We start from the raw sequence: 19,142 nt of genomic DNA, 5'->3' as shown, positions 1-19,142 counted from the left end.
CGGAAGGGAGAAACCGTGTCCGTCAGCCGCAGAGACCGGCCGGAACGCGCGCGCGGGCGGCTCGATGACGACGTGGACGAGGACTACGACGCCGAGTACGAGGCCGAGGACTACGAGGAGGACGAACCGCGGCCGGGGCGCCGGGGCGCGGCACCGGCCGGGTCCCGGCGGCTGTCGGCGGCGGAAGCGGCGCAGGCCGCCCGCCGTGAGATCACCGCGCTCACGGGCAAGGCCACGGAGGGCGTGGTGTCGATACATCCGGCGGACAACGGCTGGGTCGCCGGCGTCGAACTGCTCGAGGCCCGGCGCGTCCCTTCCTCCTCGGACACGCTGGCGCTGTACGAGGTCGAGGTCGACGACGAGGGCGACCTCGTCGCGTACCGCCGGATCCAGCGGTACCCGCGCGGCCGCAGCGAGGCATCATGACCGGCGGGTACGTCACCCCGTACGGGGCCGGGCCGAGCGGCGGGCGCGAGGCGACCAACCTCGGCGACATCCTGGAACGCGTCCTGGACAAGGGCATCGTGATCGCCGGCGACATCCAGGTGAACCTCCTCGACATCGAGCTGCTCACCATCAAGCTGCGGCTGCTGATCGTGTCGGTGGAGACCGCGCGCGAGCTGGGGATCGACTGGTGGGAGCACGACCCGTGGCTGACCGGGGACCGGCACGGCCTGGAAGAGGAGAACCGCCGGCTGCGGGAGCGGGTCGCCGACCTGGAGGAGGGCCGGCGGGCCGTGGAGGCGCCGTACGAGGAGCCGCGTTCGGAGGCGGAGCGCCGCCGTGCCGAGGAGCCGGAACGCCGTCGGATCGACCCGGAGCGCCGCCGTGACTGACACGGGAACGTACCTGTACGCCATCGCCCGGGACACCGGGACGCCGTTGCCGCCGGGCCTGACCGGGCTGCTGGGCGCGCCGGTCCGGACGGTCACGGAGGCCGGGCTCGCCGCGTACGTGGGGACGGTGCCGCTCGCGCAGTTCGGCGAGGCCGCCCTGAAACGGAACCTGGAGGACCTGGCGTGGCTGGAGGCGACGGCGCGGGCCCATCACCAGGTCGTCGAGGCGGCGGCGGAGACCGGCCCGGTCGCCCCCGTACGGCTCGTGACCGTCTACCGGGGCGACGAGCAGATTCAGGGTCTCCTGCGCGACCGCGCCGAGGAGCTCGCCGACGTCCTCGCCCGCGTCGCCGGGTGCCGGGAGTGGGGCGTGAAGGTCTTCGCCACTCCGCAGGGCGGCGCACCGGACGACACGGGGGCCGGCGACGCGGCGGAGAGCCCCTCGGGCCGCCCGGGGACGGCGTACCTGAAGCGGCGCCGGACGAACCTGCGCACGCGCGAGGAGGCATGGCGCCGTGCGGCCTCGCGCGCCGAGCGGATCGACTCCGTCCTCGCCGGGATCGCGGTGGCGCGCCGGCACCACCGGGCACAGGACCCGCAGCTGTCCGGCCGGGACGACTGGATGGTGCTGAACGGCGCGTACCTCGTCGATGACGAGCGGGGTGAGGAGTTCGCCGCCGCAGTCGCCGCGCTCCGCGACCCGGAACTGGACGTTCAGCTCACCGGGCCGTGGGCGCCGTACTCCTTCACGGTCGGCGAACCCGGAGCGGGAGGGGCCGCGTGACGGTCGGCCGTTCCGTCGAGCGCCCGCCGGCCGTACGAGGCGGCGTCCCGGCACAGCGCGTGGCGCTGGTCGACCTGCTCGACCGCCTGCTCGCCGGCGGCGTCGTCATCAGCGGCGACCTGACCCTGTCCATCGCCGACGTCGACCTGGTCCGGATCTCGCTGCGAGTGCTGATCGGCTCGGTCGGCGGCGACGACGTCATCGCACCGCGACGACCCGACCCCCCGGGGACGGTGGCACCGTGACCGAGCCCTTCGACGCCCATCCGCACGACCCGGACGCCGTTCTCCCCGCGGGCGCCCCGGTGCGCCGCGGCGGCCGGCGCATCGAGGCCGACTCCGAGACCGTCCAGCGCGACCTGGCACAGCTGGTCCTCACCGTGGTCGAACTCGTACGGCAGCTGGTCGAGCGCCAGTGCCTCCGGCGGGTCGACCAGGGCGACCTGTCCGACGAACAGGTCGAGGAGATCGGCGTGACGCTGATGCGCCTGGAAGAGGCGATGGAGGAGCTGTGCGAGCGGTTCGGTCTGTCGATGTCGGACTTGAACCTCGACCTCGGCCCGCTCGGCACCCTCCTGCCCACCGACCCGGATTGACCAGCGCGATCTCGGCTCACCAGCGGGTGACAGTTCACGCGCACGCCGGGGGCGCCCGGGCGGGCTCCCGAAGCCCCATCTTCGCTACGATTGCGATAGTAATAACTATCGCGGTAGTAGTTCATCTCCAAGTCGTAGGGGTACGGGTGTCTCATCTGACGTATACCGAGGCCGCCGTGGTCGGGCTGTTCCAGGGCGTGGCCGAGTTGTTCCCGGTCTCCAGTCTCGGGCACAGTGTCCTGATCCCGGCCCTGGTCGGTGGCCGGTGGGCGCGGGACCTGAACGTCTCGACGCCCGAGTCGCCCTATCTCGCCTTCATCGTCGGCCTGCACGTGGCCACCGCGCTGGCGCTGCTGGTCTTCTTCTGGCGAGACTGGCTCCGGATCATCGGCGGTTTCCTCTCCTCGCTGCGCGATCGCCGCATCGAGACCCCGGACCAGCGCCTGGCCTGGCTGATCATCGTGGCGACCATCCCGGTGGGCATCGTCGGGCTGTTCGCGGAGCACGCGTTCCGGACCATCCTCGGCAAGCCGGTCCCCGCAGCCGTCTTCCTCACCCTCAACGGCGTGGTCCTCTACGCGGGGGAGCGGCTGCGCCGCCGGGAGTCACGCGCCGCCGACCGGGCCGTCGCGGCCTCGGTCGGGACCACGGCGACCGACCTGGCCGTGGAGTCGGACCGGCGCCTGGCCCGGCTCGGTTTCGGCCGGGCCGCGACCATCGGCGCGGCGGAGATCCTCGCGCTGCTGCCCGGCATCAGCCGGTCGGGCGTCACGATGGTCGCCGGCCTGCTGCGCGGGCTGTCCCACGAGGACGCCGCGCGCTTCTCGTTCCTGCTGGCCACCCCGGTCATCCTCGCGGCCGGGCTGCTGAAGATCCCCGACCTGGCCGGTCCGCTCGGCAACGGCATCCACGGCCAGGTCCTGGTCGGCAGCGCCCTGTCGGGCGTCGGGGCGTACGCGTCGGTGCGTTTCCTCACGCGGTACTTCGAGACCCGGACGCTGACGCCGTTCGCCGTCTACTGCGTCCTGGCCGGCCTCGGCAGCCTGATCTGGCTCGGGGTCGGCTGACGGACGGCGGCCGTCCGGCCGGTGTAGGCGGCGAGGATGGTCTCGGCGGTCCCGGACCTGTGGTGGCGGTGGACCTCCATGGCCTCCATGCTGCCCCGGAGATCGGTGGCGGCGTCCAGCGCGCCCCCGCCCGACAGCGCCACGCAGGCGACCAGGGCCGCCGCCATGCCGGGCAGCAGCCGAGAGCGTCTCGTCGGCGGAGCGGTCAGCAGCGCCGCGACGCGGCGGGGGACGGGACCGGCGGTCGCGGAGAACGCCCCCGCCGGGGCGGAGCCCGACCGGCCGCCGGCCAGCGCCGCCCGCGCGATGGCGCGGGCCACGAGGCGCCGGTCCCCGACCGCGCCCGCCGCCGACTCGTCGGCCCAGCGCTCGAGGTGGTACCGGAGCGGCGCGCGCAGCGCGATCAGCGCCGGATGCAGGACGGCCGCCACGTCCACCACCAGGGTGAACCAGTGGTGGCGACCGGACAGATGCGCGCGCTCGTGGGCGAGCAGCACCTCACGTTCCCGGGCGTCGAGGGCGCGGAGCATGCCGGTCGTCACCACGACGGTGCCGGGGCGTCCGGGTACGGCGTAGGCGTCCGGGAGGTCGTCCGGCAGCACGGCGAGACCGCCGCGCCGGGACGGTGCGGTCTTCGCGGCCAGCAGCAGGGCGGTGACCCGCCGGTGGAGCGTCCAGCCCGCGAGGCCGATCGTGACGGCCAAGGCGAGGCCGGCCGCCCAGGCCAGCGGCAGCGGGGTCGGCGACATCCGCCGTAGCAGGAGCGGAGACAGGTGCTCGGCGGCCGCCACGAAGCCGAGCCGGAGCAGGCCCGCGCCGGTCAGCAGGCCGAGTGCCAGCATGGTGCAGCCGGACAGCAGGGCACCGGTGGCGGCCAGGAGCCAGGAGGCCGGTCGGGGTGCCAGGCGGTCCGCGAGGAGACGGACGAGCGGCACCGCGAGCAGGGGGATCAGCAGCGGCATCCAGACGTCGACGACCATGCCGTTCATTATGGGCCTGGGAGACGGTGGCGGGTCGAGGGCTGCGCCCGGTCGCCGGTCGATCTACTATCGAGGTAATACCTGAGGTGTCTGGAGCAGGACGTGACCAAGGAGCATGAGCCGGGGCGGCGACCCGCCGGCATGCTGGAGGACGCCGTGCTGGCCGCGCTGTGGCACGGCGGCCGGCCGATGAGTCCCGCGGACGTGCAGGCGGTGCTGCCCGACACGCCGGCTTACACGACGGTGATGACCACCCTGGCGCGGCTGCACCGTAAGGGTCTGGCGACGCGCACCCGTGAGGGGCGCGGGTTCGTCTACTCGCCCAACGTCGACGAGGCCGCCCACACGGCCACCGCGATGCACGACCTCCTGAGCCGCCGTCGCGACCGGGCCGCGGTGCTGGCCCGATTCGTCTCCGAACTGAGTCCCGAGGACGAGGTCCTGCTGCAGCAACTGCTGCGTCAGGAAGACGCCGAGTGACGTACGACCGAATGCTACTATTCATGTAGTAGTTGCTCTCGCATCGGAGGTCCGCTGTGAAGGACCGGCGTTTCCGCCGCGCACTGCTCCTCACGGCGACGATCCTCACGACGTGGTCGGCGGCCGGCTGCGGGAACGACGGGGTGACCCACGCCGGCGGCCAGCACCCGGCGGTCCGCGAGGTGCCGCGGCCGGCGCACGTCGTCGTCGTGGTGCTGGAGAACAAGTCCGACCGGCAGGTGATCGGCGCCCCCGACGCGCCGTACATCAGCTCGCTGGCCGGGTCCGGCGCGCTGTTCACGAACTCCTACGCGGTACGGCACCCGAGCGAGCCGAACTACCTGGCGCTGTTCTCCGGGTCGACGCAAGGGCTGACCGACGACTCCTGCCCCCACACCTACTCGGCTCCGAACCTCGCCTCGGAGCTGTCCGCGGCGGGGCTGACCTTCGCGGGGTTCGCCGAGGCCTCGCCGGTCTTCGACCGGACCGCCTGCGTCAGCGGCCGCTACGCCCGCAAGCACGTCCCCTGGGCGGACTTCCCGGACCTGCCGGACGCCGTCGGCCGGTCCTTCGCCGACTTCCCGTCCGACTACTCGGCGCTGCCCACGGTGTCGTTCGTCATCCCGGACATGTGCGACGACATGCACAACTGCCCGGTCAAGACCGGAGACTCCTGGCTCAGGAGCAATCTCGACGGCTATGTCCGGTGGGCGAGCACCCACGACAGTGTGCTCATAGTCACCTTCGACGAGAACGACGGATCGCCCGGCAACAAGATCGCCACGATCTTCGCCGGAGCGCGGGTCAAGCCCGGGAGGTACCCGGAGAAGATCGACCACTACAGCGTGCTCCGGACGATCGAGGACGCCTACGGGCTCTCCCACGCCGGGGCGAGCGCCGCGCGCAGCCCCATCACCGACGTCTGGACGGCCGGCCCGAGCTGACCCCGGAGCCGGAGGCCTCCCGGTAGGTTTCCGGGTAGGGGAAGTCCGCGGCCGAGCGGCGCGTTCCTCCGGGTCTCTCCGGCGGCCGGCGTGCGCCAGGGGGTGAGGCGACCGTGACGAAGCGAGGACCGGCCCGGCCCCGGTGGGGCCGCGGCGGCACGGCGCGGCTGATTGCGTTCGCCCTGGTGTCGCTGCTCCCGCCGTGCGCCTGCGCGAGCCCCGGCGACACCGCGACGACGCGTCACCCCGCCCCCGGCGGAGCGTCCTCGCCTGGGACGGTCCACCGCACCCTCACCCTGGGCAGGTCCGTACGCGGCCGCCCGCTCGTCGCGGTCGAGTCGGGCGACCCGGCGGCCCCGCGCAAGGTGCTCGTGGTCGGCTGCGTGCACGGCGACGAACCGGCGGGGATCGCGGTCGCCCGTGCCCTCATCGAGGGTCCCGCCCCGGCCCATGCCGACCTGTGGTTGATCCCGGTTCTCGATCCGGACGGGGTCGCGGCCCGTACGCGCGGCAACGCCCACGGAGTCGACCTCAACCGGAACTTCCCCGCCCGATGGCGGTCTCTGGGGCCGGCGGGTTCGGAGTTCTTCGCGGGCGCCGGGCCGTTGTCGGAGCCGGAGTCCCAGGCCGCCGCCGCGTTGATCCGCAGGGTCAGGCCCACCGTGGGGATCTGGTTCCACCAGCACATGGCCGTCGTCGACACCTCGGAGGGGCCGCAGGCCGTCGCGCGGCGCTTCGCCCGCCAGGTGGGGCTGCCCGCCCGGCCGCTGACCGACTACCCCGGCAGCGCCACCGGATGGGAGAACACCGTGGTGCCCGACAGCGCCTTCGTGGTGGAGCTGCCGGCCGGCGAGGCCCCCGCACCGGCGGTCCGCCGGTACGTCGCCGCCGTCCGGACGGTCACCGGCACGTGACCGTGGATCCGTGACCGTGGACCCGCGACCTTCGTACGACCGTCCCGGCCGCGATCCGACCGTACGACCTATCGACGCACGCGTCCTTTCGCGCGGGCGGCGAGGAGGTCGGTGAGGAGGGTCTCCCATTGCCAGGCGGTGGTGGCGAGGTCGTAGCGGGCGGCGGCCTGGTGGGCGGCCGCGCCCATGGCGCGGCGTTCGCCGGGGTCGTCGATGAGCCGGCCGAGCGCGTCGGCCAGGGCGTCGGTGTCGCCGGGTGGTACGAGGAGCCCGTTCCGGCCGTGGGTGATGATTTCACGGGGGCCCTGGGGGCAGTCGAAGCTGACGACCGGGACACCGCAGGCGAAGGCTTCGATGATGGTCATGCCGAAGCCTTCGAAGGACGAGGACAGCGCGACGACGGAGGCCTGGGCGAACGCGGCGTGGATGTCGCTGGTGCGGCCCATGAACGCGACCTTGTCGCCCAGGTCGTGGTGGGCGGCGACGGTACGCAGCCGGTCGAGTTCGGGGCCGGTCCCGTACAGGCGCAGGGTCCAGTCGGGATGGGTGGCGGTGACTTTGGCGAAGGCGGCGATGAGCCGTTCGTAGTGTTTGACCTTGGCCATGCGGCCGGCCGCGGCGATCACGGGGGCGTCCAGGCCGGAGATCGGCTTGGCGCCCGCGGACAGGGCGTTCGGGATGACCTGCAGGCGGGTGGGCGCGTCGGCGAGGAAGCCGGTGTAGGCGCGCCGGTCGGCCTCGGTGAGGGTCACCAGGGCGTCCAGGCGTGGGTACCAGCGGCGCATGTGCTCCTTCAGGCCCGGGCGGTGCGCGTCCAGGTGAAGGTGTTCCTGACCGACCACGACGACGTCGCGCGGGGCGAACCTGGCGGCCAGCAGATTGAACGCCGGGCGGGTCGTGACCAGCACATCGGTCTCCAGCCCGCGCAACGCCCGCCACATCCGGTAGTCACCGCGCAACGTGACCTCCGGCCAGATCCTCTCGCTGCGGGGCACCAGCCGGCTGTTGTGCCGGCCCAACCGGGCGTCGAGGCGACCGGGACGTGCTCCCTTGCGAACGTCCATCAGCGTGCGGACGCCGATGCGCTCATCGATCGGAAAGAACGGATCGGTCCGCCGCCGGTGCAAGGTGATGATCTCGATCTCGTGCCGCGCCGCGAGGTGGCCGGCCAGGGTGAGCGTGGCGCGGATCGTGCCGCCCATGCCATAGGCGGACCCGAGAAGGAACGTGATCTTCATGCGCGGCATCTCCAGGGGGTGGACGTCATCCCGGCCAGGCCCTGCCCGCGCCGGGATGTCGGGGGTTAATGCCGGATCGGTGGGCAACTCGTGACCAGCAGAAATAGGTACTATTCAAATAGTATTACCGCGATAGTACTACTTGATACGTAGACTGTGGCCGGAAGAAGGAGCACACCCGTGAACCGAATGAACGGCGATGGCGCCGCCCCCCGCCGGCCCCCGGGCATGCTGGAAGACGAAGTGCTCGCGGTGCTGTGGGCGCTCGGGCGGCCGATGACGCCCGCCGAGGTGCAGCTGGAGCTCGGCGACCGGCTGGCCTACACCACCGTCATGTCGACCCTCACCCGCCTGCACCGCAAGAACCTGGTCACCCGCGAGCCGACCGCGCGAGGCGGGTACTCCTACGCCCCGACGATGGATGAGGCCGACCACACCGCCCGTGCGATGACCGAGCTGCTGGACCGCCGCCGTGACCGCGCCGGGACGCTGGCCCGCTTCGTCTCATCGCTGCCGCCGGAAGACGAAGCGCTCCTCCAGCGGCTGCTCCAGGCGGAAGGCGGCGCCTGACATGCACTTCGTCGTCTACGCGCCGTTCGCGGCCTCGGTGCTGCTGGCCGCCTGCGGGCCGCGGCTGGCGGCCCGGATGCCGCCGGCGACCGGCACCCGCCTGCTGCTGACCGCCGGCCTCGTATGCGCCCTGACGTCATCGCTGTCACTCGCGCTGTTGGCCGCCACGCTCATCGGGCGGCTTCCCCTGGTCGCCGCGGTCGGCGCCTGGTCCGGCGAGCGATTGCACCACGCCGACCCGGTCATGCCCGCCATCGCGAAGCTCGCGATGCTCGCCCTGGCGATGCCGGCGGCCGCGGTCGCCTGGACCACCGCACGCCGCGCCGCCGCCCTTCACCGCGCCCGGCGCGCCTGCGCCCGGCTCGCCCCGAACACCGGCCGCCTCGTCGTCCTGGACCAGCCCGCGATCGAGGCGTTCGCCGTTCCCGGCGGCCGCAAAGACCACGGCCGCATCGTGGTGTCGACCGGCATGCTGCGCATCCTGGGCGCCGCCGAGCGCCGGGTCCTGCTCGCCCACGAGACCGCCCACCTGCATCACCGGCACTACCGCCACCGGACCCTGGCCGCCCTCGTCGCCGCGGCCGACCCCCTGCTGGCCACGCTCCCCGCCGCGATCCACCACCTCACCGAACGCTGGGCGGACGAAGACGCCGCCGCAACCGTCGGCGACCGCCCCCTGGCCGCCCGCGCCCTCGCCCGTGCCGCTCTCGCCGCCCGCCACGACGGCCGGCCATCACCTCGAAGCGCCGTGTTGTGCTTCGGCCGCAACGACGTGCCAGGCCGCGTCCGCGCCCTGCTCGCCGGAACCCCGGCACGCCGTCCGATCATCGCCGCCGTGCCGGCCGCCATCCTCACCGCATGCTTGGTCGGCGTCGGCGTGGCCGGACACGACACCGCCCATCTGTTCGACCAGGCCCGTGACGGCTACCACGCCGAACGGCTCGGTATCGCCACCGCCACCCGGCACGAGGCGCGCCACCTCCTCACCGTCCTCGACCACCGCATCGACGAGTCGCGCTGACCGCCGGCTCATCGGCGTCCCGAGGCGGACCAGGCGGGGCGTTTCCGTCCGGGACACGTCGGGGAGGACCGCCGGCACGGGACCCGGTTCGTGGTCGGTGACCGCTACGTCGGCGTGACCTCGAGAGTCCCGGTGGCGCTCCGGGACTCGGCAGTGCGCCGGCGCTCAGCCGGGAGGCGTGCCTCGGCCGCCGGGACGCGGGATTTCGGACGGCAGGTCGCGGCCGGTCGCAGGCCCGTGGTCCCGCTCCCGCCGGGCGACGAACATCGGGGCGAGTTGCAGGTACCAGAGGAGCGCCAGACCGACGCTGCCGAGAAGCAGGGAGACGAGCATGCTGAGCCTATCCGGGAGACTACTACAACGATAGTAGAAGATGGCGTCGATGGGAACCGGCCGTGCCGGCCCGGCCGGCACGGTGTGAGAGTCCCAGCCTCCGGTCGATCAGCGGCCGGACGCGTGTGCTCCTCGGCGGCCGGCGGTGGTGTCCCTGCGGGTCACGGTCAGGTAGCCGACGAACCCGAAGATGATCAACGCCAGGACGAGGCTGACCGGACCGGTGCCCAGGGCGAGGCCGCCTCGGCCGCGCGATACGCCCAGCCAGTCGGCGAACGACGCGCCGAGCGGCCGGGTGAGGACGTAGGCGACCCAGAAGGCGGCGATCGCGTTCATCCTGAGCAGTCCGTAGGCCAGGGCCGGAACGCCGATCAGGACGGCGAACATCACGCCCGAGGCGAGGTAGCCGAGATGGAGCGTGACCGCGGTCAGGTCGCCCGTGGCGGTGCCGAGCGCGAACGTGGTCATGACCGTGGCCCAGTAGAACAGCTCACGCCGCGCCGTCACGATGCTGTGGATCGACAGCGTCCGCTCGCTCGCGTACCAGATCGCGAAGACCGTGGCGAGGGCGACGACGAAGAACGCGGTGGAGATGACGTACGGGACGCCGAGGGCGACGTGCAGCACATCGGCGGCCATCGTGCCGAACACGCTCACCAGGACGATGGCCGTCCAGTAGATCCAGGCGACATAGCGCCGGACGTAGAACTGCAGCGCCAGCGAGGCCGCGAGGACGATGCCCGCCACGGCCACCGCGACGATCGGATCGAGGCGATGGGCCAGGTAGTCGGAGGTCGTCTCGCCCATCCCGGTGGTCAGGACCTTGACGATCCAGAAGTAGGCCGTCACCTCCGGGACCTTGCTCATCGGCCGCCGGCTGACGGCGCGGGGGTTGTTTCGCAGTTGACTCGTCGCCATGTGACTCGTCGACCTTGTCCTCTCGTGTTCTCATCCGGTGGGGTGGTCAGGTGGGCCGCAGCAGTCCGGTCTGGTAGGCGAGTACGACGGCCTGGACGCGGTCGCGGAGGCCCAGCTTGGGAAGAATGCGGCTGACGTGCGTCTTCACGGTCGCCTCGGACAGCCCGAGCGACACCGCGATCTCGGCGTTGGACAGGCCCCTGGCCATCTCGATCAGCACCTCGCGTTCCCGGTCGGTGAGCCGGGCGAGACGCGGGTCGTCGGCCGGGCCCGGCCGCGCGGGGTTCTGGCGGGTGAACGTCTCGATGAGCAGCCGGGTGAGGCGGGGCGCGACGACGCCGTCGCCCGCGGCGACCGTGCGGATGCCCGCGATCAGCTCCGCGGGCTGGACGTTCTTGAGCAGGAAACCGGCGGCGCCCGCGTGAAGCGCGGCGAAGGCGTACTCGTCCAGGTCGAACGTCGTGAGGATGAGGACCCGTGAGGCCGCGTGGTCACGGGCGATCCGCTCGGTGGCCTCCAGACCGTCCATGCCCGGCATCCGTACGTCCATCAGCACGACGTCGGGGGCGACCGAGGCCACCTCCGCGAGGGCCTCGGCGCCGTCGCCGGCCTCGCCGACGACGGTGATGTCGGGTTGCGTCTCCAGTACCAGCCGGAACCCCATGCGCAGCAGGGGCTGGTCGTCGACGAGCAGGACGTTGATCACCGGGTGACCTCCAGCTGGGACGGTTCGAAGCGGGCGTGCACCCGCCAGCCGCCATCGGGCAGCGGGCCGGCCGTGAGCCGGCCGCCGTAGACCGCGACGCGTTCGCGCATCCCGGCGATGCCGTGTCCGGCGCGCCGCCGGCCGGCCGGAACGGCGGCGACCGGCCGCCCGTCATCGGTGACATCGACGTCCACCTGCTCCGGGGCATACTCGATCCGGACCCGTGCCGTGGTGCCGGGAGGGGTGTGCTTCCGGACGTTGGTGAGCGCCTCCTGGACGAGGCGGTAGATGGTGAGTTCGGCTCCGGAGGCCATGGCGGGCGGCCGCCCGGCCACCACGAACTCCACCGGCAGCCCCGCGGTGCGTACCTCGGTGAGCAACGCGTCGAGCTGACTCAGCCCGGGCTGCGGACGTCTCAGCCGAGCGGCGGGCTCGTCCTGGCGGAGCACCTCGAGGACGCGCTGCATCTCCGCGATGGCCTGGCGCCCGATCTCCGACGCCTTGGACACGGCGTCGGCGGCCCGCTCCGGCGCGGTCGGCAGGGTGTAGGCGGCGCCGTCCGTGAGGGCGACCATGACCGAGAGGCTGTGGGTGACGATGTCGTGGACGTCGCGGGCGATCCGGGCGCGTTCTTCGGCGGCGGCGATCTGGGCCTGCTGGTCGCGTTCCTTCTCAAGGCGGGCGGCGCGATCCTCCAGCGACGCCAGGTAGGCGCGGCGCGTGCGCATGTTCAGCCCGATCACGGCGGCGGCGGTGGTCATCCCGGACAGCAGGACGAACGCCTTCCACAGGTGAACCCGCGGAACCCACTGGTCGGTGGCCATCGCGACGCCGAGTTCCACGACGCCCGCGGCCACGAGCAGCCGGCGCAGCGTCGAGTGGGCCGCCACCGAGTACAACGCGATCAGCACGGCGAGGTCTCCGGTCGGCAGGAGCACCCCGCCGAGCCACTGAACGAACGCGAGCGCCGCGACCACGGCGAAGGCGGTGAACGGTGCGCACCGCCGCCAGGCGAGCGGGATGAGCAACGCGACCTGCAGGACCCAGCCGAGCAGCACGTGCCCTGGCGGGTCCTTGATCAGATGAGGCGTCCCGATCAGGAGCAGCGCGAGGGCGAACACGCCGTCGACCACGGTGGGATGCCCACCGGTGAGCGCACGGACGCGAGGGCCCCAGCGCGCCACGAGCGCGCCGGGGCCGACCTCGGGTGCGTCGGTCATCGAGGGTCAGGCGTCCCTGCGCTTGAGCAGGTACGCGGCGACCGCCATTGCGATGACGGTGTAGAGGACGAAGACGCCGAAGCCCGTCCACGGGCCGAGCGATCCGGGGTCGGGCGCGTTGGTGAGCAGGTCGCCGCCGGCGTTGCTCGGCAGGTACGGCGTGATGTGCTTACCCCAGGACGTGAGGTTGAGGACCTCGCCCAGGACCGGCAGGACCAACAGGATGCCGAACAGCGCGGCGATGGCTCCGGCGGTGCTGCGGATGATGGTGCCGAGCGCGGTGCCGAGGAGTCCGACGACCGTGAGGTAGAGCCCGACCCCGGTGACGATCCGCAGCGCCTGCGGCGAGGACAGCGTGGCCTGGACGTGCTGGGAGGAGAGGATCGCCTGGCCGCCGAGGAAGGTCACGAAGGACACGATCTCCATCAGGACCAGGACGACCACGCTGAACACTGCGGCTTTGGCCCACAGCACGGGAATCCTGCCGGGGACGGCGGACAGCGTGGCGCGGATCATCCCGGTGGAGTACTCACCGGTGATCACCATGACGCCGAGCACGCCGACCGCGAGCTGAGCGATCACGTACGGGCGCAGCGGCACGGTCACCGCCATGGTCGCGGCGTCGTGGAGGGGACGGGCGTGGTCGCCGACGCGGCTGGCGAAGCCCCAGCTGAAGAGCAGACCGAGGCCGATGGTCGCGGCGATCGCGGCGAACAGCGACCAGAAGGTGGAGCGCAGGGTCCTGAGCTTGATCCACTCGGAGTTCAGCACCCGGACCTGGGTGACCTTGCCAGGCTGAACGGTCGCGGTGGTGGCGGTCGTCATGCCGCAGACCTCTCTGTGCTGCGGGTGGGCGCCCGGTACTCGACGGAGTCGCCGGTCAGCTCCATGAACGCCTCTTCCAGCGAGGCCTGCTGCGGAGCCAGTTCGAACAGCGTGACGCCGTCGTCCGAGGCGATCTGCCCGATCTGGTCGCTGGTCAGCCCGCTGACGAGCAGGGTGCCCTCCTCGGTGTTCGACACCGTGACGTCCGGGCCCGCCAGCAGAGCGCGCAGCCGCGCCGCCTGGGGGGAGCGGACTTTGACGCGACCCGTCGAGGCGCGCTCGATGAATTCGGCGACGGAGGTGTCGGCGATGAGCCGGCCACGGCCGATGACGATCAGGTGCTCGGCGGTCAGCGCCATCTCGCTCATGAGGTGGGAGGAGACGAATACCGCCCGCCCTTCGGCGGCCAGGTGCTTGAGCAGGTTACGGATCCACAGGATTCCCTCGGGGTCCAGCCCGTTGACCGGCTCGTCGAGGATCAGCGTCTTCGGATCTCCCAGCAGCGCCGACGCGATGCCGAGGCGCTGGCCCATGCCGAGGGAGAAGCCACCGGCGCGTTTGCGGGCGACCTCCCGCAGTCCGACCAGGTCGATGACCTCGTCGACCCGGCGGCGCGGGATGCCGGTGGTCGCGGCCAGCGCGAGCAGATGGTTGTAGGCGGTCCGGCCGGTGTGGATGGCCTTCGCCTCCAGCAGCGCGCCGACCTCGTGCAGCGGCGCCGCGTGCTTGGCGTACGAACGGCCGTTCACGGTCACCGAACCCGAGGTCGGCCGGTCCAGGCCGAGGATCATGCGCATCGTCGTGGACTTGCCCGCGCCGTTGGGCCCCAGGAATCCGGTGACCACCCCCGGTCGGACGGTGAACGACAGGTCGTTCACCGCGGTCTTCTCGCCGTAGCGCTTGGTCAGGCCCTTGGCCTCGATCATCATCGTTCCTTCGGAAGAGTCGGCGGCGTTTCGAGGAGAAACGGTAGGGCCCGCGCTTGGCCGGATCGTCGCCCCTGCGGAGGAATCCGGCAGGTCATGAAGGTCCCCCGCCCGATGTACGGCTACATCCCGGGATGGACGGCCGCGAAGTGCTGCATTGCCCTCGTTTCCGGTCGATCACGTGGATCGGCTGGTTGCTTACGATCCAATCACTATCGAGATCGTACTATCGCAATAGTAGTTGATGTTCGAGATGAAGGTGGTGGACCGTTACTGGCTCATCGGGTCCCTGGTGGTCGGGGTGTGCGGACTGGCGCTGGCGGCGGGGGAGCCGGCCTGGTCCTGGCCGTGCGGCGCCGGTCGGCCGCTGTCCGTGTTCCGGTCGCCTGAATCCGGCCGACGCCCGGCCGGGACGCCGGAGAGCGTTTTTGCCGTACCGGTGGGACACGGGGGACAGAGCCGGGAAACGCTTTGCGTTCGCGTTCATAGGCTCCCGCCATGCCCGGTGACCAGGCGGCTGAGCCGCCCAGATGATGAGACGTGTGCTCGTGACGGCCGTCGCGGCGCTGGCGGCCGGGTGTGCGTCGGACGCGGTCCGGCAGCGTCCTCCCCAGGCGCCGCCACCACCGGTGGCCGCGCCCCGCGGGACCCGGCCCGACGTCTATGCCCACGATCGGCCCGGCATGCTCAGTCCGGTCGTGCGCGGGTTCCCCGCGCGCGTGTACGTGCCCGACAGCCGGAGCGATGACGTCATCGTCTTCGACCAGCGGACCTTCAAGAGGGTCGGACGGTTCCGGGTCGGGCGGACGCCGCAGCACGTGGTGCCGTCCTGGGACCTGAAGACGCTGTGGGTCAACGACAACGACTCGGGCGACCTGGTGCCGATCGATCCGCGCACCGGCCGGCCCGGTCGGCCGGTACCGGTCCAGGACCCGTACAACCTGTACTTCACCCCGGACGGCAGGTTCGCGATCGTCATGGCGGAGCGGCTGCAGCGGATCGACTTCCTGGACGCCCGTACGATGCGGCCGGTGCACCGGGTGAACGTGCCGTGCCGGGGCCCGAACCACGCGGACTTCTCCGCCGCCGGTGACTTCTTCCTCACCGCGTGCGAGTTCTCCGGCGACCTCCTCAAGGTCGACACCCGTCGGCAGAAGGTGATCGGCACGCTGCGACTCGGTCGCGGTTCGATGCCCCAGGACGTCAAGCTGGCCCCGGACGGCAGCGTCTTCTACGTCGCCGACATGATGGCCGACGGCGTCTGGGTGATCGACGCCGCGACCTTCCGGAAGATCGGGTTCGTCCGCACCGGCCGGGGCGCGCACGGGCTCTACCCCGACCGTGCCTCGAAGTACCTGTACGTCTCCAACCGGGGTGAAGGGTCGATCTCGCTGCTGTCCTTCGCCGACCGGCGCGTCGCCCGTACGTGGCGGCTGCCCGGAGGCGGTTCGCCGGACATGGGCGGCGTCTCGGCCGACGGAAGGATCCTGTGGCTGTCCGGCCGCTACGACGGCGTGGTCTACGCCATCTCGACCACCGACGGGCGGCTGCTCCACAGACTCCCGGTCGGCAAGGGTCCACACGGTCTCTGCGTCTACCCCCAGCCCGGCCGCTACTCCCTCGGTCACACCGGCGTCCTGCGGTGACCGGTCCCGCCGGCCGTTCGGAGCGCTCCGGCCACCGTCGCCACGGGCGGTGGTCCCAGGTCCCGGTGGGTGCCGGGTCGTCGTGGGCCCGGAATACAGTGGGGCGTATGGCGGCTCCGGAGAGCGACGCGGTCGGCCGGCCGCGGATCGGGGTGTCGAGCTGTCTGCTCGGCGACCCGGTCCGGTTCAACGGCGGGCACAGCCGCTGCCGCTTCCTCACCGACGAGCTCGCCCCTTACGTCGACTGGGTGCCGTTCTGCCCGGAGATGGAGATCGGTCTCGGCACGCCGCGGGAGACGCTGCGGCTGACGGCCGACGATCGGCTGGTCAGCCGGAGCCTGGCCGCCGACCACACCGCCGCGATGGCCGCCCTGCCGTTGGCCTCGGGCCTCGACGGTCAGGTGTTCAAGGCCAAGTCGCCGAGTTGCGGCGTCCGGGGCATCCCGCGGTACGCCGCGGACGGGCGGCCCGCCGATCGACGTGGCCGGGGCGTGTACGCGGCGCGGCTGATCGACGCGGACCCGCTGCTGCCGGTGGAGGACGAGGGCCGGTTGAACGACGCCGGGCTCCGAGAGGCGTTCGTCGAGCGGGTGTTCGCCCGCGCCCGGCTGCGCGCGCTGTTCGACGGCGACTGGCGCCCGCGTGACCTGGTGGCCTTCCACACCCGCCACAAGGTGCAGATCCTCGCGCACGACCCCGCCGGGTACCGGCTGATCGGGCGGGTCGTCGCGCGGGTCGGCGACCGGCCGCGCGCGGAGATCGAGACCGCCTACCGTGAGCTGTTCGACACCGCGCTGGCCCGCAAGGCCACGCGGGGGCGCAACGCGAACGCGCTCCAGCACGTGTTCGGCCAGATCAGCGAGGTACTCGACGCCACACGGCGACAGGACATCGTCGCGAGCATCGAGGAGTACCGCCTCGGCGGCGCGCCGCTCAGCGTGCCCGTCGCCCTGCTGAGCCATCACGCCCGCGGGGACGGCCTCGCCTGGGCCGCGGACCAGACCTACCTGGCGCCCTTCCCGGCCGCCCTTCGCCTGCGTCATCACCTCTGATCGCCGCCTGGAGCGGCCGAGCTCCGGGAGGACGTGACCGCCTCCCGGAGCCTCCGCCGCTTGCCACGCTCGCGGCCGAGTTAGTTAGCGGGCATAATGGTTATATGTCTATAACTGACGGCGTCACCGCTCATAGCGGTGCACATCACCAGGATCCGGGTCGGCGTCGGCGCTGGCTCATCCTGGGGATCTGCTGCATGAGCCTGTTCATCGTCGGGCTGGACAACACGATCGTGAACATCGCACTGCCGTCCATGCAGCATGATCTGCACGCCTCCGTCTCCGGCCTGCAGTGGGTGATCGACGCCTACACCGTCGTGCTGGCCGCGCTGCTCATGCTCTCCGGCTCCACGGCCGACCGCGTCGGCCGGCGCCGCACCTTCCAGACGGGCCTCGCACTCTTCACGCTCGGCTCGCTGCTGTGCTCGCTGTCCCCGAGCCTCGGCTGGCTCGTCACCGCCCGCGTCGTGCAGGCCGTCGGCGGCTCGATGATGAACCCGGTGGCCATGTCCATCATCACCAACACGTTCACCGACCCCCGGGAACGCGCGCGGGCCATCGGGGTCTGGGGCGGCGTGGTCGGTCTCAGCATGGCCATGGGCCCGGTGGTGGGCGGCGCGCTGGTCGCCTCGGCCGGCTGGCAGGCGATCTTCTGGATCAACATCCCCGTGGGCCTGCTCGCGATCGTCCTGTGCGCGCTGTTCGTGCCGGAGTCGCGCGCGCCGCGCGCCCGCCCGTTGGACCCGATCGGCCAACTCCTGATCTGCGTGCTGCTCGCCGGCCTCACCTACGGCATCATCGAGGCACCGTCCGCCGGCTGGGCCTCCGCCCAGACCCTGTGCTGCCTCCTCGGCGCCGCCCTCGCCCTGGCCTGCCTCGTGCCGTACGAACTGCGGCGCGCCGAACCGCTGATCAACCCGCGGTTCTTCCGGAGCGCCCCGTTCGCGGGAGCGACGGTCATCGCGATCTGCGGCTTCGCCGCGCTGGGCGGCTTCCTGTTCCTCAACACGCTCTACCTGCAGGACGCGCTCGGCCACACCGCGCTCCACGCCGGACTGCTCACCCTGCCGATGGCCGGGCTGACGGCGGTCTGCGCGCCGCTGTCCGGGCGGATCGTGGGCAGCGCGGGCCCGCGGCTGCCCCTGGTCGTCGCCGGCGCGGCCATCACGCTGAGCGCCCTGATGCTGACCGGCCTCACCGCGTACACCCCACTCTGGCGGCTCATGGTCGCGTACGTGCTGTTCGGCCTCGGCTTCGGCATGCTCAACGCGCCGATCACCAACACCGCCGTCTCCGGGATGCCGCGCACGCAGGCCGGTGTCGCCGCCGCGGTCGCGTCCACCAGCCGGCAGATCGGCCAGTCGCTCGGCGTCGCCGTCATCGGCTCCCTGGCCATGTCCGCCGTGCACGGGTCGCTGCGCACGGGGTTCCCGACCGCCAGCCACGTCGGCTGGTGGGTCGCCGTCGGATGCGGCGCCGCGATCCTTCTCCTCGGTATCCTCACCACCGGTCGCTGGGCCAGGCGGACCGCCGAGCGTACGGCCGAGCGACTCATCCACGGCTCGACCGAAACGGCGGAGACCGCATGAGCGAGCGCGACACCACGCCCGGTGCCCTGGACGCCGGTCCCGGGGCCGTACGCGACGCGGTCGCCCCGGCCGGCGCCGACCCGGACGCGGTCGCCCGGGTCTGGGCGGCGATGTGCTCGCTCGTCCTGAAGCAGGAGGACCGGCGCAAGGAGGTCGCCGAGACCCTCGGCATGAGCTTTTTTCGCGCGAAGGCGCTGCGCCGGCTGCTGCCCGGTCCGCTGACCATGCGTGAGCTGACCAGCAGGCTGGCCACCGAGAAGCCGTACACCACGCTGGTCGTCGACGATCTGGAGCGGCGCGGCTTCGTCGAGCGCAGTGTCCATCCGGACGACCGCCGCTGCAAGATCGTTACCCTCACCCCGGCCGGGGTGGCAGCGGCCGAGCAGGCCGAACGCATCCTGGCCCGGCCGCCGCGCTCGCTCCTCGCTCTCGCCCCCGAGGACCTGGCGGCCCTCGACCGGATCATGGCTGCGCTCCGGTCCCCGCAGGGCTGAGAGA

General features: G+C 72.1%; 23 protein-coding genes. 15 read left to right on the top strand and 8 right to left on the bottom strand.

Annotated features, from left to right (window positions below; all coding sequences use genetic code 11):
• Positions 1-15 precede the first annotated feature (15 nt).
• The 6 genes from gvpO (at position 16) to ABD978_RS04495 (ending at position 3,282) form a co-directional block, all read left to right on the top strand.
• Positions 16-426, top strand: coding sequence for a gas vesicle protein GvpO (gvpO, locus tag ABD978_RS04520; protein WP_345348724.1), 411 nt, complete (start codon positions 16-18; stop codon positions 424-426).
• Positions 423-836: a gas vesicle protein gene (locus ABD978_RS04515; RefSeq protein ID WP_345348721.1), complete on the top strand. Its 414-nt coding sequence runs from the start codon at positions 423-425 to the stop codon at positions 834-836. Before gvpO ends, ABD978_RS04515 begins: the two co-directional genes overlap by 4 nt.
• The gene (locus tag ABD978_RS04510; RefSeq protein ID WP_345348718.1) at positions 829-1,620 is read left to right on the top strand and encodes a GvpL/GvpF family gas vesicle protein; all 792 of its coding nucleotides are present in this window, start codon (positions 829-831) and stop codon (positions 1,618-1,620) included. The genes ABD978_RS04515 and ABD978_RS04510 overlap by 8 nt, the downstream gene beginning before the upstream one ends.
• Entirely contained in the window at positions 1,617-1,865 is a 249-nt protein-coding gene (locus ABD978_RS04505) for a gas vesicle protein (protein ID WP_345348715.1), read from the top strand. Before ABD978_RS04510 ends, ABD978_RS04505 begins: the two co-directional genes overlap by 4 nt.
• Positions 1,862-2,215 carry a gas vesicle protein K gene (locus ABD978_RS04500; RefSeq protein ID WP_345348712.1) on the top strand — a complete coding sequence of 118 codons (354 nt, stop codon included), beginning with the start codon at positions 1,862-1,864 and terminating at the stop codon, positions 2,213-2,215. Before ABD978_RS04505 ends, ABD978_RS04500 begins: the two co-directional genes overlap by 4 nt.
• Positions 2,216-2,361: 146 nt before the next feature.
• A complete protein-coding gene (locus ABD978_RS04495) occupies positions 2,362-3,282 on the top strand; it encodes an undecaprenyl-diphosphate phosphatase (protein ID WP_345348709.1) in 921 nt (306 codons plus the stop codon).
• On the opposite strand, the gene ABD978_RS04490 is transcribed toward ABD978_RS04495, so the two are convergent.
• Positions 3,231-4,262, bottom strand: coding sequence for a M56 family metallopeptidase (locus ABD978_RS04490; RefSeq protein ID WP_345348706.1), 1,032 nt, complete (start codon positions 4,260-4,262; stop codon positions 3,231-3,233). The genes ABD978_RS04495 and ABD978_RS04490 overlap by 52 nt on opposite strands.
• Before the next feature lie 102 nt (positions 4,263-4,364).
• Here ABD978_RS04490 and ABD978_RS04485 point away from each other — a divergent pair, with 102 nt between their 5' ends.
• The 3 genes from ABD978_RS04485 to ABD978_RS04475 all read left to right on the top strand — a co-directional run bounded on the left by ABD978_RS04485 (position 4,365) and on the right by ABD978_RS04475 (position 6,600).
• Complete coding sequence (locus ABD978_RS04485; RefSeq protein ID WP_345348703.1) at positions 4,365-4,742, top strand: BlaI/MecI/CopY family transcriptional regulator; 378 nt, start codon at positions 4,365-4,367, stop codon at positions 4,740-4,742.
• Positions 4,743-4,798: 56 nt separating this feature from the next.
• On the top strand, positions 4,799-5,686 hold the full coding sequence (locus ABD978_RS04480) for an alkaline phosphatase family protein (protein ID WP_345348700.1): 888 nt from the start codon (positions 4,799-4,801) through the stop codon (positions 5,684-5,686).
• 113 nt (positions 5,687-5,799) lie between these two features.
• A complete protein-coding gene (locus ABD978_RS04475) occupies positions 5,800-6,600 on the top strand; it encodes a M14 family zinc carboxypeptidase (protein WP_345348697.1) in 801 nt (266 codons plus the stop codon).
• Between the two features lie 68 nt (positions 6,601-6,668).
• Here ABD978_RS04475 and ABD978_RS04470 read toward each other — a convergent pair whose 3' ends face one another.
• Positions 6,669-7,838 (bottom strand): glycosyltransferase family 4 protein, encoded by a 1,170-nt coding sequence (locus ABD978_RS04470; protein WP_345348694.1) that lies wholly within the window; start codon positions 7,836-7,838, stop codon positions 6,669-6,671.
• Between the two features lie 189 nt (positions 7,839-8,027).
• Here ABD978_RS04470 and ABD978_RS04465 point away from each other — a divergent pair, with 189 nt between their 5' ends.
• Positions 8,028-8,408 carry a BlaI/MecI/CopY family transcriptional regulator gene (locus ABD978_RS04465; RefSeq protein ID WP_345349560.1) on the top strand — a complete coding sequence of 127 codons (381 nt, stop codon included), beginning with the start codon at positions 8,028-8,030 and terminating at the stop codon, positions 8,406-8,408.
• Position 8,409: 1 nt separating this feature from the next.
• The gene (locus ABD978_RS04460; protein ID WP_345348691.1) at positions 8,410-9,429 is read left to right on the top strand and encodes a M48 family metalloprotease; all 1,020 of its coding nucleotides are present in this window, start codon (positions 8,410-8,412) and stop codon (positions 9,427-9,429) included.
• A gap of 165 nt (positions 9,430-9,594) precedes the next feature.
• Here the strand turns inward: ABD978_RS04460 and ABD978_RS04455 are convergent, their stop codons facing one another.
• From ABD978_RS04455 to ABD978_RS04430, 6 genes are all read right to left on the bottom strand, one after another.
• Positions 9,595-9,762, bottom strand: coding sequence for a hypothetical protein (locus ABD978_RS04455; protein WP_345348688.1), 168 nt, complete (start codon positions 9,760-9,762; stop codon positions 9,595-9,597).
• A 108-nt stretch (positions 9,763-9,870) separates the two neighbouring features.
• Entirely contained in the window at positions 9,871-10,680 is an 810-nt protein-coding gene (locus ABD978_RS04450) for a COG4705 family protein (protein WP_345348685.1), read from the bottom strand.
• Between the two features lie 46 nt (positions 10,681-10,726).
• A complete protein-coding gene (locus tag ABD978_RS04445) occupies positions 10,727-11,386 on the bottom strand; it encodes a response regulator (RefSeq protein WP_345348682.1) in 660 nt (219 codons plus the stop codon).
• Positions 11,383-12,606: a sensor histidine kinase gene (locus ABD978_RS04440; RefSeq protein WP_345348679.1), complete on the bottom strand. Its 1,224-nt coding sequence runs from the start codon at positions 12,604-12,606 to the stop codon at positions 11,383-11,385. The genes ABD978_RS04445 and ABD978_RS04440 overlap by 4 nt, the downstream gene beginning before the upstream one ends.
• A 6-nt stretch (positions 12,607-12,612) precedes the next feature.
• Positions 12,613-13,431 (bottom strand): ABC transporter permease, encoded by an 819-nt coding sequence (locus ABD978_RS04435; protein ID WP_345348676.1) that lies wholly within the window; start codon positions 13,429-13,431, stop codon positions 12,613-12,615.
• Positions 13,428-14,357 carry an ABC transporter ATP-binding protein gene (locus ABD978_RS04430; RefSeq protein ID WP_345348673.1) on the bottom strand — a complete coding sequence of 310 codons (930 nt, stop codon included), beginning with the start codon at positions 14,355-14,357 and terminating at the stop codon, positions 13,428-13,430. The genes ABD978_RS04435 and ABD978_RS04430 overlap by 4 nt, the downstream gene beginning before the upstream one ends.
• Before the next feature lie 542 nt (positions 14,358-14,899).
• On the opposite strand from ABD978_RS04430, the gene ABD978_RS04425 reads away from it, so the two are divergent.
• From ABD978_RS04425 to ABD978_RS04410, 4 genes are all read left to right on the top strand, one after another.
• Positions 14,900-16,003, top strand: a complete 1,104-nt coding sequence (locus ABD978_RS04425; RefSeq protein WP_345348670.1) for a YncE family protein — start codon at positions 14,900-14,902, stop codon at positions 16,001-16,003.
• Positions 16,004-16,110: 107 nt separating this feature from the next.
• Positions 16,111-17,055 carry a DUF523 and DUF1722 domain-containing protein gene (locus tag ABD978_RS04420; RefSeq protein ID WP_345348667.1) on the top strand — a complete coding sequence of 315 codons (945 nt, stop codon included), beginning with the start codon at positions 16,111-16,113 and terminating at the stop codon, positions 17,053-17,055.
• A 197-nt stretch (positions 17,056-17,252) separates the two neighbouring features.
• Positions 17,253-18,644 carry an MFS transporter gene (locus ABD978_RS04415; RefSeq protein WP_425550669.1) on the top strand — a complete coding sequence of 464 codons (1,392 nt, stop codon included), beginning with the start codon at positions 17,253-17,255 and terminating at the stop codon, positions 18,642-18,644.
• A complete protein-coding gene (locus ABD978_RS04410) occupies positions 18,641-19,138 on the top strand; it encodes a MarR family winged helix-turn-helix transcriptional regulator (RefSeq protein ID WP_345348661.1) in 498 nt (165 codons plus the stop codon). Before ABD978_RS04415 ends, ABD978_RS04410 begins: the two co-directional genes overlap by 4 nt.
• Positions 19,139-19,142 lie beyond the last annotated feature (4 nt).

The sequence above is a fragment of the Actinoallomurus liliacearum genome (assembly GCF_039542035.1).
Lineage (GTDB): Bacteria > Actinomycetota > Actinomycetes > Streptosporangiales > Streptosporangiaceae > Actinoallomurus > Actinoallomurus liliacearum.
The sequence above is the reverse complement of the archived record's forward strand: the minus strand, read 5'-3'. Positions and strand labels throughout refer to the sequence as shown.